General features: G+C 63.9%; 12 protein-coding genes. 7 read left to right on the top strand and 5 right to left on the bottom strand.

The genetic code is table 11. The features are described 5' to 3' along the window. Positions 1-87: 87 nt before the first annotated feature. Positions 88-1,521 carry an MFS transporter gene (locus tag CKW25_RS24395; RefSeq protein ID WP_371855203.1) on the bottom strand — a complete coding sequence of 478 codons (1,434 nt, stop codon included), beginning with the start codon at positions 1,519-1,521 and terminating at the stop codon, positions 88-90. Between the two features lie 130 nt (positions 1,522-1,651). Here CKW25_RS24395 and CKW25_RS24390 point away from each other — a divergent pair, with 130 nt between their 5' ends. The 7 genes from CKW25_RS24390 (at position 1,652) to CKW25_RS24360 (ending at position 9,210) form a co-directional block, all read left to right on the top strand. Then, complete coding sequence (locus tag CKW25_RS24390) at positions 1,652-2,569, top strand: LysR family transcriptional regulator (RefSeq protein WP_095083335.1); 918 nt, start codon at positions 1,652-1,654, stop codon at positions 2,567-2,569. Between the two features lie 149 nt (positions 2,570-2,718). Further along, complete coding sequence (locus CKW25_RS24385) at positions 2,719-3,567, top strand: helix-turn-helix transcriptional regulator (protein WP_095083333.1); 849 nt, start codon at positions 2,719-2,721, stop codon at positions 3,565-3,567. Positions 3,568-3,669: 102 nt separating this feature from the next. Continuing rightward, complete coding sequence (locus CKW25_RS24380) at positions 3,670-4,785, top strand: ABC transporter ATP-binding protein (RefSeq protein ID WP_095083331.1); 1,116 nt, start codon at positions 3,670-3,672, stop codon at positions 4,783-4,785. Between the two features lie 39 nt (positions 4,786-4,824). Then, positions 4,825-5,967 carry a PotD/PotF family extracellular solute-binding protein gene (locus CKW25_RS24375; RefSeq protein WP_095083330.1) on the top strand — a complete coding sequence of 381 codons (1,143 nt, stop codon included), beginning with the start codon at positions 4,825-4,827 and terminating at the stop codon, positions 5,965-5,967. A 31-nt stretch (positions 5,968-5,998) separates the two neighbouring features. Then, positions 5,999-6,916: an ABC transporter permease gene (locus tag CKW25_RS24370; RefSeq protein ID WP_095083328.1), complete on the top strand. Its 918-nt coding sequence runs from the start codon at positions 5,999-6,001 to the stop codon at positions 6,914-6,916. A 1-nt stretch (position 6,917) separates the two neighbouring features. Next, positions 6,918-7,745 carry an ABC transporter permease gene (locus CKW25_RS24365; protein WP_095083371.1) on the top strand — a complete coding sequence of 276 codons (828 nt, stop codon included), beginning with the start codon at positions 6,918-6,920 and terminating at the stop codon, positions 7,743-7,745. Further along, positions 7,738-9,210, top strand: a complete 1,473-nt coding sequence (locus CKW25_RS24360; protein WP_095083326.1) for an aldehyde dehydrogenase family protein — start codon at positions 7,738-7,740, stop codon at positions 9,208-9,210. The genes CKW25_RS24365 and CKW25_RS24360 overlap by 8 nt, the downstream gene beginning before the upstream one ends. Before the next feature lie 51 nt (positions 9,211-9,261). On the opposite strand, the gene CKW25_RS24355 is transcribed toward CKW25_RS24360, so the two are convergent. The 4 genes from CKW25_RS24355 to CKW25_RS24340 all read right to left on the bottom strand — a co-directional run bounded on the left by CKW25_RS24355 (position 9,262) and on the right by CKW25_RS24340 (position 13,856). Beyond that, the gene (locus tag CKW25_RS24355) at positions 9,262-10,476 is read right to left on the bottom strand and encodes an OprD family porin (protein ID WP_256578022.1); all 1,215 of its coding nucleotides are present in this window, start codon (positions 10,474-10,476) and stop codon (positions 9,262-9,264) included. A 198-nt stretch (positions 10,477-10,674) separates the two neighbouring features. After that, positions 10,675-11,679, bottom strand: a complete 1,005-nt coding sequence (locus CKW25_RS24350) for a branched-chain amino acid ABC transporter permease (RefSeq protein ID WP_095083323.1) — start codon at positions 11,677-11,679, stop codon at positions 10,675-10,677. Positions 11,680-11,681: 2 nt separating this feature from the next. Next, positions 11,682-12,569, bottom strand: coding sequence for a branched-chain amino acid ABC transporter permease (locus CKW25_RS24345; RefSeq protein WP_095083321.1), 888 nt, complete (start codon positions 12,567-12,569; stop codon positions 11,682-11,684). Positions 12,570-12,641: 72 nt separating this feature from the next. Continuing rightward, complete coding sequence (locus CKW25_RS24340; RefSeq protein WP_095083320.1) at positions 12,642-13,856, bottom strand: ABC transporter substrate-binding protein; 1,215 nt, start codon at positions 13,854-13,856, stop codon at positions 12,642-12,644. Positions 13,857-13,964 lie beyond the last annotated feature (108 nt).

Raw genomic sequence — 13,964 nt, 5'->3', positions numbered from 1 at the left:
TCCCCGCCGCAAGCCCCCTTTCACCTCCCTCGCCCCATGACAACCCGCCCGCTCCCACTTCCGTCACAGCCCCGATTCTCCTGCCTCCTAGCCCCTGAAACGCCGCGCTAGCACCTGACTGGCACCGGCAATGACCAACGCGACCATGATCAACACCGCAGCCACGGCAAAGGTGATCTGCAGGCCGGTCACGATGGCCTGCGGCTGCGCACGGCTGAGGTCTGGCGCCCTCGCCCCCAAAGCGAACACCGCCCCCATGAACGCGGCCCCGGTGATCAACCCAAGATTGCGCGACAGGCTGAGCAGGCCGGCGATCACGCCCCTTTGCTGCGAACTCACGCCGCCCATGATCAACGTGTTGTTGGCTGTCTGGAATAACGCATAACTGGCGGTCAGGCCCATCATCGGCACGACATAGCCGGCGATCCCCAGGCGGGCCGGCAGCATCGCCAGCGCACTGGCGGCAAGGGCCATGGACACGAGCCCGAGCACCGTCACCCGGCGGGCACCGAAACGGTCGACGATGCGGCCGGCCGGTACCCCGGTCAGCGCCGCGACACCGGGGCCCGCCGACAGGATCAGCCCGACCGCCAGGGCATCGAGCCCCAGCCCTCGGGCGAGGTAAAACGGCCCGACCACCAGGGTCGACATGATCACTGTCGAGACCAGCAGGCTCATGGCAAGGCCCGCACTCAAGGACCGATTGCGCAACAGCGCCAGGCACACCAGCGGCGCTTCAACCCGTGACTCAACCCAGGCAAAGAGCCCGACGCCACAGGCCGCGGCCAGCAGCAGAATGCCGTTGAGCGTGCCGAAGTGGCCCTGGCCGAGGGTCATGGCCAGCGCATAGGCGGCGAGCGTGAGTGCCAATACCAGCGTGCCCACGGCATCAAAAGCGGCTTTGTTGCGTGGTGTGCGTGGACGGTCCACGGGCAAGTATCGCCAGGCAAGCAATAGACTGATGATGCCCAGCGGCACATTGACCAGAAAGATCGCCTGCCAGCCGACACTGGCGATCAACACCCCGCCCAGGGACGGCCCCAACGTCGTACCGAGCGCCGACATCGACCCCAGCAAGCCCATGGCCCTGCCCGTTCGGGCCTGGGGCACGGTGTCAGCGACCAAGGCCACGGTCAGGGCCATCATGATCGCGGCGCCAAGGCCCTGCACGGCGCGGGCGGCAATCAGCCAGCCGAGCGTCGACGCCAGGCCGCACGCCAGTGAAGCGCCGGTGAAGATGCCGATCCCAACCAGCAGCAAGCGCCGGCGCCCCACCAGATCACCGAGCCGGCCGACGCTGACAATCAAGGTGGTGATGGCCAGCAGGTAGGCCAGGACAATCCACTGCACCTGGGCAAAGGACGCCTCGAACGCCCGGGCCAGGGTCGGCAAACCGGCATGGGCGATGCTGGTATCCAGTGACGGCAACACCATCGACAGCGACAGGCTGGCGAGCGCCCACCGGGCAGCAGGTGTCGGTTTCGCGCCTTCAGCGGTATCGGCCTGGGTCATGGCATTCATGGTTCAGTGGCTCCAGAAAAGTCGTGATCCAGAGCCTATGCCGCTTGCTGACAAGGCGGAAGGCGCAGCACTTGCACTCAATACCTGCACCAGACGCCATGTCAGGATCAGGCCGTGCTACCGTACAAGCATGTCGACGCCCGATCTGAACTTACTGATTACCCTCGATGCCCTGCTCGCCGAAGGCAGCGTTGCGCGCGCGGCCCAGCGGCTGCACCTGAGCCCGTCGGCGATGAGCCGGGCGCTGGCGCGATTGCGCAGCACCACCGGCGACCCGCTGCTGGTCAGGGCCGGACGCAGCCTGGTGCCAACCCCGCGCGCCATCGCCTTGCGCGAACAGGTCCGGCAACTGGTACATGACGCCGAAGCGGTGCTGCGTCCGGCCGAACAGCTGGACCTTGGGCAACTGGTTCGCACCTTCACCCTGCGCACCAGCGACGGTTTCGTGGAAAATTTCGGCCCTGGCCTGATCGCCCGCCTGCGTGCCGAAGCCCCCGGCGTGCGCCTGTTTTTCCTGCAGAAACTCGACAAGGACAGCGCGCCGCTGCGCGACGGCAGCGTCGACCTGGAAACCGGCGTGGTCAGCGAATCGACCAGCCCGGAGCTGCGTAGCCGGGCCCTGTTCGAGGATCGATTCATTGGCGTGGTGAACAGTGCCCATCCCTTGAGTCGAGGCGAAGTTACCCCGGCCCGGTATGGGGCCGGCCAGCACATCCTGGTGTCGCGCCGGGGCTTGGCCAGAGGCCTGCTGGACGAGCGATTCCAGTCCCTGGGGCTGACACGGGACGTCGTCACCCTGGTCAGTGGCTTTTCGGCCGCGCTGGCGCTGGCGCGGGCTTCGGACCTGATCGCCACCGTCCCCGAACGCCACACCCATCACCTGCGAGCCGGCCTGCACAGCTTCGTGCTGCCACTGCCTGTCCCCCCGATCACCCTGTCGATGATCTGGCACCCGCGGATGGACGCCGATCCCGCCCACCGCTGGTTGCGCGAGTGCATTCGCCAGGTGTGCGCCCACGTACTCAGCCAACCGCCAGCCGACTTCTGATACCCAGGCTGTAGCCGTCGGTAACATCGCGCCCCATCCAGGTGCGCCCGGAGCCCGAAGCCCCCTCGCCCTACCCCTCAGGCAAGGGGCTCCAGTGCCGTGGCGTATTTTGTGCATGTCTTGACGACTCCATTTTGTTCGAAGCTCCCATGCGCCCCAAGGAACTGAAACTCTGGACCACCGGTGTCGCCCATCTGCTGGACCTGCCCGCCGGGCACCCACGGCTGGCGGGCTTGAGCCACTGGTTGCGGCAGGTGTGCCCGGTCGATCATTTCGTGTTGTTCGTCTACGAAGGCAACCACCGCCCCCTGGCCTTGTTCGACACCTTCCCCGCCGACAAGCGCGCGGTGTATGTCGATGACTACCAGTGCGGACCCTATCTGCTCGACCCCTTCTACCTCGCCTGCACCCGCCGGCAGGCGCCTGGCCTGTGGCGCCTGCGCCAGTTCGCCCCCGACCACTTCTACCTCGGCGAGTATTACCTGACCTATTACCAGCAAACCGGCCTGGCCGAAGAAGTGGCGTTTTTCGTCGACCTGGGCGACGGCGCCATGGCGGTGCTCTCGCTGATGCGCTCCAGCGCCAACTGCGCCTTCAGCCGCGATGAAATGCAGTTGATCGAGTGCGCCCAGGCCGTGGTCGAACAGGTCATCGGAGAAGCCTGGCGCCAACGCCAGGCCCAGCAACCGCGCCCGGCCCAGGACCTGGACTTCAAGATTCGCGAAGCCTTCGACCAGTTCGGCGCGCACACCCTCACCGGCCGCGAACAGGAAATCGTCCGACTGCTGTTGCGCGGCCACTCCAGCGCCTCGGTGGCCGAACAACTGACCATCAGCCCCGGCACGGTGAAGATCCACCGCAAGAACATCTACGCCAAGCTTGGTATCGGCAGCCAGTCCGAACTGCTGGGGCTGTTCATCCGCGAGCTCACGGATAATCAACTGCAAGGTTCAAGCGCCAAGCTGCAAGACGATCGCAGCCGCGCCATCGGCTTGTAGCTTGTAGCTGCCCCTATCCCCCAAGGGATATATACACGGTAAAACCCTCGTTGCTAGTTTGGCCCTCGACGCGCTGATTCATCACTGCAAGGGAGCCGGACCGTGAACGACAGCCAGCCAAGCGATATCGAGTTCTGCAATGTGGTCAAGCGCTATGGCGAGGTGCCGGCCGTCAATGGCCTGAACTTCGCTGTGCGGCGGGGCTCGTTCCATTCCTTCCTTGGCGGTTCGGGCTGCGGCAAGACCACCACCCTGCGCATGATCGCCGGCTTCGAGCAACCCACCAGCGGTGAGGTGCGCCTGGCCGGTAAAAACGTCGCCGGGGTCCCCGCCTTCGAGCGCCCGGTCAACATGGTGTTCCAGCATTACGCCCTGTTCCCGCACCTGACGGTGGCCCAGAACATCGCCTACGGCCTGCGTTATCGCACCCCGCGCCCGGACAAGAACACCCAGGCGCGCATGGCCGATGAGGCCCTGGAAATGGTGCGCCTGAGCGGCTTCGGCCAGCGTAAGCCAAGTGAACTGTCCGGCGGTCAACAACAGCGTGTGGCCCTGGCCCGGGCGCTGGTCAACAAGCCCACAGTGTTGCTGCTCGACGAGCCGCTGGCCGCCCTCGACCGCAAGCTGCGCAAGGAAATGCAGTCCGAGTTGCTGCGCCTGCAGCGGGAGGTCGGCATCACCTTCGTGCTGGTCACCCACGATCAGGAAGAAGCGCTGTCGATGAGCGACAGCATCAGCGTGATGCACAACGGCTCGATCATCCAGACCGCCACCCCCGAACAACTCTATGAAGCCCCGGCCAGTCGCTACGTGGCCGACTTCATTGGCGAGTCGAATCTGTTCAATGGCACGGTCCACCGGCTGCACGGCAACTCGGTGGTGCTGCGAACCCCTCAGGGCCTGGAACTGACCAGCCCGCTGACACCCACGGGCCGGGCCCTGAGCGCGGACGCCGACGGCTGCATCGCCGTGCGCCCGGAGCTGATCAGCATCGCCGGCGCCAGCACCGACATGACCCGTGAAGTGACCCTGCAAGGCTGCGTGGAAGACCGCATCTACCTGGGCAACTCCACCGAATACCGGGTGCGCACCCAGGCCTTTGGCGTGGTCTGCGTGCGGGTGCCGCGCCAGCAGGATCACGGTGCCAACGTATTCGAACACGGCGCTGCGGTCAGCGTCGGCTGGGATCACGCCAATGGCCTGGCCATGGCGTTGTAAATCATCGATTCGTTTCATCAACCCGATGTGGAGCGTGCCATGGACCAGAAGACGTTTATCAAAACCCTGCGCAGCTGGCAGAACGGCTCGATCAGCCGCCGTGATTTCCTCGGCCGCACCGGGCTGGGCATTGCCGCGGCGGTGGTCGCCAGCAACCTGCCGGGCCTGCTGACCTCGACCGCCGAGGCGGCCGAGACGACCAAGCTCGGCGATCGCCTGTCGCTGGCCACCTGGCCCAACTATCACAGCCAGGAGAACCTCGACGCCTTCGCCAAGACCACCGGTGCCCGGGTCTCCATGAGCGTGTTCGGTTCCAACGAAGAAATGCTCGCCAAACTCCAGGCCGGCGGCAGTGGCTGGGACGTGCTGGTGCCGACCAACTACACCATCAGTACCTATGTCGGCCTGGGCCTGATCGAACCGCTGGACCTGTCGCGCATTCCCAACTTCGATGCCGCCGCCTTCCAGCAGAAGTTCATGGCCCAGGGCACGGTGGACGGCAAGGTCTATGCGGTGCCGAAGAACTGGGGCACCACCGGCATGCTCTACGACAGCGGCAAGCTGAAGGACGGCCCCACCAGTTGGAAGCAATTCTGGGAAGCCGCCCAAGGGCCCGCCAGCGGCCGGGTGATAGTGCATGACTACCAATTGACGGCCATCGGCAACGCCCTGAAAAGCTTCGGCTACAGCTTCAACTCCCTGGACCCGAAAGAACTGGCCGATGCGGAAAAACTGCTGATCCAGGTCAAGCCCCACCTGTTCGCCATCAACTCCGATATCCAGCCCTCGATGCGCAGTGGCGACGCCTGGCTGGCCATGTGCTGGACCGGCGATGCCTCGCAATTGCACCGCGACAACCCGCAGATGCAGTTCGAGCTGGGCAAGGAAGGCGGCGAGTTGTGGAGCGACTTCTTCGCCATCCCCAAAAGCTCGGAGCACAAGGACGCGGCCTATGCCTTCATCAATTACCTGATGGACCCGCAGCACAACAAGCTGGAAGTGTTGAGCCACGGCTACCCCAGCGGCGACAAGCGTGTGGATGCCCTGCTGCCGGTCGCCATGCTCGACGATCCGATCATGTACCCGGCTGCCGAAGCCTTGAGCCCCCTTGAGTTCGGTGCCGCCGCGACACTCACCAGCCCGGCGCGCGCCGAGCTGATGGCCCGCTTCAAGTCCGCCTGATCGCTTTGCCATGGCCAACGAGGAGTCGCCCATGAATGCCGCCACCCACCCGCAGACAGTGCTGCCGGGCAATGCCCTGTCCGCCGGGGTTCGCCCACGGCGCAGCCTCGGCCGGCGGATCACCCTGCTGATGCTGTTGCCCTCGACCCTGTGGTTCCTGCTGCTGTTGCTGATGCCATTGGTGATTATCCTGGTGTTCAGCTTCGGCGAGCGCAGCGCCGTCGGCGGTTATGACGGCGGCTTCACCCTGGGCAACTACCTGAACCTTGGCTCGCGGGCCGCGGCGTTCGGCAACACCTTGTTGCTGGCGCCGCTGGGCACCCTGGTGTGCCTGGTGGCGGCCTACCCGCTGGCGTACTTCCTGGCGGTCAAGGTCAGCAGGAACCGCTCGCTGTTGCTGACACTGGTCATCGTGCCGTTCTGGACCAGCTTCCTGATCCGCACCTACGCCTGGATCTTCATCCTCAGCGGCAAGGGGATTCCGGCGCTGCTGGCCAGCCTGGGCCTTGAGGACGTGCGGTTGATCAACACGCCGTGGGCGGTGCTGATCGGCATCGTCTACGGCTACTTGCCGCTGATGGTCTTCCCGATCTACGTCAGCCTGGAAAAACTCGACAAACGCCTGCTCGAAGCCTCCGCCGACCTCGGCGCCAGTGCCTTCGAGAGCTTTCGACGGATCACCCTGCCGCTGTCCGCGCCGGGGATCATCACCGGGGTGATGCTGGTGTTCATCCTGCTGATGGGCGAGTTCCTGATCCCGGCGATTCTCGGCGGCGGCAAGGTGTTCTTTGTCGGCAATGCGCTGGTCGACCTGTTCCTGCAATCGCGCAACTGGCCATTCGGCAGCGCGCTGGCGATGACCCTGGTGGCGATGATGCTGGTGATCATCGGCCTGTATTTGAAGCTGGTGGCGCGATATGGCGGCCACCCTGCCGACGGAGGCCTGTGACATGTGGCTGCGCAGTTATTCCACTTCGCTGTACCTGTTCCTCTACGCCCCCATTGCCCTGATCGTGCTGTTCAGCTTCAACGCCGGGCGCAGTGGCCTGGCCTTCGAATGCTGCTCGGTGCAATGGTTCGGCCGCGCCTTCGGCAACCCGTTCATCATGGAGGCGCTGGGGCACAGTGCGTTCATTGCCTTCTGTTCGGCGGTGCTGGCCACCCTGTTCGGCACCCTGGCGGTGTTCGGCCTGCAGCGGGCCGGGCGCAACGTGCGCCTGTTGTTCGATGCCCTGACCTACTGCGCGATCATCATCCCCGGCATTGTCATTGGCATCTCGACGCTGATCGCCTTCATCAGCCTGTTCGACCTGATCAACCCGCTGCTGGCCAGTTGGCTGCCGGATGTACCCCGGTTGAACATGGGCTTTTTCACCGTGATCGCCGCCCACTCGCTGTTCACCATGGCCCTGGTGATGGTCATCGTGCGCAGCCGCGTCGACTCCCTGGACAAGGCCTTGCAGGAAGCCTCGGCCGACCTGTACGCACCACCCATGGAGACCTTCTGGCGGGTGACCCTGCCGCAGATCAGCCCGGCCATCATGGCCAGTTTCCTGCTGGCGTTCACCTTCAGCTTCGATGACTTCATCATCGCCTTCTTCGTCGCCGGGTCCGAAACGACCCTGCCGATTTACATCTTTTCCTCGATTCGCCGTGGCGTGACGCCGGAGATCAACGCGGTCTCGACCGTGATCATCTGTGTCTCGCTGGCCCTGCTGTTCACTTCCCGTTACCTGCAAAACCGTCGCGCCGGCGGCCAGGAGTCTCACCATGCATGATCAGCTCTACATCAACGGCGAATGGGTCAGCCCGGACCTGGGCGGTTACCTGGAGGTCATCGACCCGGCCACCGGCCAGGCCTTTCATCAAGTGGCGGCAGGCACCGAGGAAGACATCGACCACGCGGTGCGGGCTGCCCGGCGCGCGTTCGACAACGGCTGGGGCCGGACCTCGGGCGCCGAGCGTGCGCAGTGGCTGGAGGTGCTGGCCGATGAACTGGAAAGTGGCCAGCCGGCACTGGCCGAACTGGAAGTGCGGGATAACGGCAAACCGCTGCCGGAAGCGCAATGGGACATCGGCGACGCGATCGGCTGCTTTCGTTACTACGCCGGTCTTGCCCGTGAGCTGGACGAACGCCAGGACCAACCGCTGGCCCTGCCGGATGCCCGCTTCCGGTGCCGCATCCGCCACGAGCCGATAGGCGTGGCGGGACAGATCATCCCCTGGAACTACCCGCTGTTGATGGCGGCCTGGAAGGTCGCGCCGGCCCTGGCCGCCGGTGCCACGGTGGTGTTGAAACCGTCCGAACTGACGCCCTTGACCGCCCTGGAACTGGCCGCCGCCGCCGACCGCATCGGCTTGCCCGCCGGCGTGCTGAACCTGGTCACCGGCCTTGGCGCCGAGGCCGGCAGCCCACTGACCGAACACCCCGGCGTGGACAAACTGGCCTTTACCGGCAGCGTGCCGACCGGGGCGAAAATCATGTCGGCGGCTGCCCGCGACATCAAGAACATCAGCCTGGAACTGGGGGGTAAATCGGCGTTCATCGTGTTCGACGATGCCGATGTCGAGGCGGCCGTGGAATGGATTCTGTTCGGGATCTTCTGGAACCAGGGCCAGGTGTGCAGCGCCACGTCACGCTTGCTGGTGCAAGAGCGTATCGCCCCGCGACTGATCGAACGACTGGTGGAGGAAACCCGCAAGATCACCATCGGCCCGGGCCTGCAGCCCGACGTACTGCTGGGTCCGCTGGTGAGTCAAGGCCAGTACGACAAGGTGCTGGGGTTCATCGACCAGGGGCTGGCCAGTGGCGCCCGACTGTTGACCGGTGGCCGCCGTCCGGCCCACCTGCCCCAGGGTTATTTCGTGGAGCCGGCGATCTTCGATGAGCCTGGGCACAACAGCATCCTCTGGTGCGAAGAAGTGTTCGGCCCAGTGCTGTGCATCAAGCGTTTCAACACTGAAGACCAGGCCGTGCAGATGGCCAACGCCAGCCGCTTCGGTCTCGCTGCCGCCGTCATGAGCGCCGACCCGCAGCGCGCCACGCGCATCGCCAACCAGCTGCGGGCCGGCATTGTCTGGGTCAACTGCTCGCAGCCGACCTTTGTCGAAGCGCCCTGGGGTGGCATGAAACACAGCGGGATTGGCCGGGAACTGGGCCAGTGGGGGTTGCACAACTACCTGGAGGTCAAGCAGGTGACCGAGTACATCAGTGACCAGCCGTGGGGCTGGTACCTGAAATAACCCGCCCGCCCTCCAGGCCGGCCACGGCGACGGTGGCCGGCCTGTTCGCGCTTACCAGAGTGGCAGGCTGTAGCTGACGATCAAACGGTTCTCGTCGATGTCGCTGGCGAAGCTGGTGCGATACGTCGCATTGCGCCATTTGAAGCCGAGGTTTTTCATCGGGCCACTCTGGATCACGTAGCCGATGTCGGTGTTGCGCTCCCACTCCTTGCCATCGCCCGGCGCCGCGCCCAGGTTGATCTGGTCACCCTTGACGTAACGGGACATGAAGGTCAGGCCGGGAATGCCGAGGCCGGCAAAGTTGAAATCGTAACGGGCTTGCCAGGAACGCTCGTCCTGATTGGCGAAATCGTTGATCTGCACCAGGTTGACCAGGTAGGGGTCGGTGCCATTGACGTTAGCGAACCCAGTATCACCGCTCATTTTCTGATAGGTGAGGCCAAAGGCGTGGGCCCCCAGCGAGTAGGTGAACATGGCGCCGAGCATGCGGTTGTCGACGTTGCTGTTACCGTCGTCGGTCGAATCGGCCCAGCGCAGGTCGGACTTCAGCGACTGCCCCTCCACCACCGGCAACACGTGGGTCAGCGTCAGGTAGTTCTGCTTGTACAGGCCGTCCAGGTTCGCATAGTGATAACCGGTGGTGAGCGCACTGTTCCATTTGTAATCGCCACCGATGAAGTCGAACTCGTCAGTGGTGGCGTTGGCCCCGGTGACGATGTTGCGACGTGGCCCTTTCATGATCGTCATGTCTTCGCGGTTTGACGAGTTGCGCTGGCTGACCTGGGTCAGGCGACCGCCATTGAACGTGAAGTTTTCCAGGTCCATCGAGTTCAACAAGCCGCCCTGGAACGTCTGGGGCAACAGGCGCGAGTCGTTGGGCTGCAAGACCGGCAACTTGGGAATCAGGGTGCCCAGCTTGAGGGTCGACTTGGAAACCCGCAGCTTGCCGGTCAGGCCCAGCTCGCTGTAGTCGTCCGGTGCCCTTTTCGATGTGGGCCCCTGTGGCAGCAACCCCGTGGCACCGGCGCGATCGGGGCTCGAATCGAGCTTGATCCCCAGCAGTCCGAGGGCATCGACACCCACCCCTACGGGACCTTCGGTGAAACCGGACTCGTAGCGCAGAATGAAACCCTGCGCCCATTCCTCGCCCTTGCTTTGGGGGGCGCCTGACTGGCGGAAGTCCCGGTTCATGTAGAAGTTTCGGGTATCCACACTGGCCTTGCTGTCATCCAGGAATGCGGCTGAAGCCGGAGCACACACCCCCATGACCCCGGCCAGACCAGACAACTGAACAATACGGACAGAACGTATGACGTGCATAAGACTCTCTTTTTATTGTTGTGGGTTAGCACACCCGGGCAAACACCCTGGGCTCCAGAAATCACTTGCAAGCAGACGAACCCCACCGCCCGGCGCAGACCTGGATCTGCGCGGATCACAACGACGGTGGAATCGAATCAGGCCCTAGAAATTGCGGCGACTGAGCTTGAGTACCCAGCCGACGATGCCGACCCGGAACAGCAGCACGCAGATGACGAAGATCATCCCCAGGATCACATGCACCCACTCCCCCAACGGCCCGTTGGACAAGTAGCTCTGCAGGGTGACCACCACGGTGGCCCCCACCAGCGGGCCAAGGACCGTGCCGACGCCCCCGAGCAGGGTCATCAGAATCACCTCGCCGGACATGTGCCAGTGCGCGTCCGTCAACGACGCCAGCTGGAACACCACGGTCTTGGTCGAACCGGCGAGGCCGGTCAGCGCCGCCGAGATCACGAACGCCAGCAGCTTGTGGGCATCGACGTTGTAGCCCAGGGAAATCGCCCGTGGCTCGTTCTCGCGGATCGCCTTGAGTACCTGGCCGTAGGGCGAATGAATGGTGCGCTGGATGATGGCGTAACCGAACACGAACACCGCCAGCACGAAGTAGTACATCGTCAGGTTGTTGCTCAGGTCGAACACCCCGAACAACTGGCCGCGCGGCACGCCGTGCAGGCCATTCTCACCGCCGGTGAACGGGGCCTGCACATAGATGAAGAACACCAGTTGTGCCAGCGCCAGGGTGATCATCGCGAAGTAGATGCCCTGGCGACGGATCGCCAACAGACCGAACAATAGCCCCAGAACCGCCGAGGCCAGGGTGCCGGCGAGAATCCCCAGCTCAGTCCCCAGGCCACTGTAGTGGCTGAGCAGGAACCCGGTGACATAGCCACCGGTCGCGAGAAACGCGGCATGACCAAAGGACAGCAATCCGGCGTAGCCCAGCAGCAGGTTGAAGGCACAGGCGAACAGGGCAAAACACAGCAACTTCATCAGGAACACCGGGTACACCGCCATGGGTGCCACCAGCGCGACGGCAAACAGCGCCAGATAGAACCAGCGCTTGCGCCGAACGGCTGCCTGCCGTCGCTCCTGCACCACTTGCGGTTGCAAGTGCACAACACCCTGCTTGATTTGCAGACTCGTCATCTTCATGCCTCCTTTCCGAACAGTCCCACAGGACGTACCAGCAGCACGAGCACCATGACCAGGAACACCACGGTATTGGCTGCTTCTGGATAAAAGACCTTGGTCATCCCTTCGATCAGGCCCATGGCCAGGCCCGTGACGATGGCGCCCATGATCGACCCCATGCCACCGATCACCACCACGGCGAACACCACGATCAGCAGGTTGGCGCCCATGGTCGGCGTGACCGAATAGATCGGCGCGGCCAACACTCCGGCAAAGGCCGCCAGGGCGGCGCCATAGCCATAGGTCAGGGTGATCAGTAACGGCACGTTGATGCCGAAGGCCTGCATCAGCTTCGGATTCTCGGTACCGGCGCGCAGATAGGAACCCAGGCGGGTGCGTTCGATCATGAACCAGGTGACCAGGCACACCGCCAGCGCGGCCACGATGACCCAGGCGCGGTAGGTCGGCAGGAACATGAAGCCGAGGTTGTAGCCGCCCTTGAGTTGCTCCGGCATCGGATAGGGGGACCCGGACACGCCGAACAGTTTGACGAACGAGCCTTCGACGATCAGCGCCAGGCCGAAGGTCAGCAGCAGGCCATACAGGTGATCCTCACCGGCGATGCGCCGCAGCAGGAAGCGCTCGATCAACACGCCGATCACGCCCACCAGCAACGGCGCCAGCACCAGCGCCACCCAATAGTTGACGCCCAGGTAGTTGAGCCCGAGCACCGCGGTGAAGGCACCGAGCATGTACTGGGCGCCGTGGGCGAAGTTGATGATCCGCAACAGGCCGAAAATGATCGCCAGGCCCAGGCTGAGCAAGGCATAGAACGCACCGTTGATCAGCCCCAGGAGCAACTGCCCGGACATTACGCTCAGGGGAATACCGAATATCAGAGTCATGAATTACCACTCGCAAAAGTCCGTGACGCCCGGCTGCCAGCAGCCGGGCAAATAACTTCAGTCACGCATCGATCAGCTTTTGGTCAGCAGCTTGCACTTGCTTTCAGACACCGGACGGTAGGCCTCGTCCCCGGGGATGGTGCGAACAATCTTGTACAGGTCCCACTCGCCCTTGGATTCGGCCGGGGTCTTGACCTGGACCAGGTACATGTCATGGACCATGCGGCCATCGGCGCGGACCTTGCCGTTCTTGGCGAACATGTCATTGACCGGCGTCGCCATCATCTGCGTGCGCACGGCCTGCGCCTCGTCGCTACCCGTGGCCTTGACCGCATTGAGGTAGTTCATGGTGGCCGAATAGATACCCGCCGGCACCATGCCCGGCATCTTGCCGAAGCGCTGGTGGTAGCGCTGGGCCCAGGCGCGACTCTCGTCATTCATGTCCCAGTACCAGCCCGTGGTCAGCATCAGCCCCTGGGTCACGCCCAGCCCCATGGCATGGACATCGTTGAGAAACACCACCATGCCGGCCAGTTTCTGCCCGGACTGGGCCACCCCGAACTGGCTGGCGGTCATCAACGAGTTGACGGTGTCGGCACCGGCATTGGCGAAGGCAATCACATCCGCCCCCGAGCCCTGGGCCTGCAAGATGTAGGAGGAGAAGTCACTGCTCGGGAACGGGTGCCGAACCTTGCCGACCACCTTACCGCCATCCGCCTCGACGACCTTGCTGATGTCCGCTTCCATCGCGTGACCGAAGGCATAGTCGGCGGTGAGGATGAACCAGTTCTTGCCGCCGTCGGCGAGCACCGACTTGGCGGTGCCGTTGGCCAGGGCGTAGGAGTCGTAGGTCCAGTGAATGTGGTTGGGCGAGCAGTACTCATTGGTCAGGCTGGAGGCCGCTGCGCCGGAAATCAGCGCCAGTTTCCCGGACTGCTCCACCACCTTGCTCGCCGCCAGCACCACGGAGGACGCCACCATGCCGGTGACCATGTCGACATTGCGCTCATCGACCCACTGGCGCACGGTGTTGGCGCCGACATCCGGCTTGTTCAGGTCATCGGCGCTGAACACGACAATCTTCTTGCCATTGACCTGGCCGCCGAAATCCTCGATGGCCATGTTCAACGCTTCCAGGCCTCCGGGGCCGGACAGGTCGCGGTAGGTCCCCGACATGTCCGCCAGGTAACCGATACGGATTTCGTCGTTACTGATCTCGGCCTGGGCCGCGCTGGCGATCAGGCTGGAGACGAGGATGGCGCTTGCTGTGTGCTGAAAAACCTTCATGTAGTTCACCCACTGTCCGAGTTTATTTTTATTGTTCCAGGCAAAGCGGCCCCGTGCCGTCTGGCTGTGGGCCACGGCGACATGCGTAGTGCGCGGGGTAAAACGGGG

The organism is Pseudomonas sp. Irchel s3h17 (genome assembly GCF_900187505.1).
Taxonomy (GTDB): domain Bacteria; phylum Pseudomonadota; class Gammaproteobacteria; order Pseudomonadales; family Pseudomonadaceae; genus Aquipseudomonas.
Note: the sequence above shows the minus strand (reverse complement) of the source record. Positions and strands in the feature narration are given on the sequence as shown.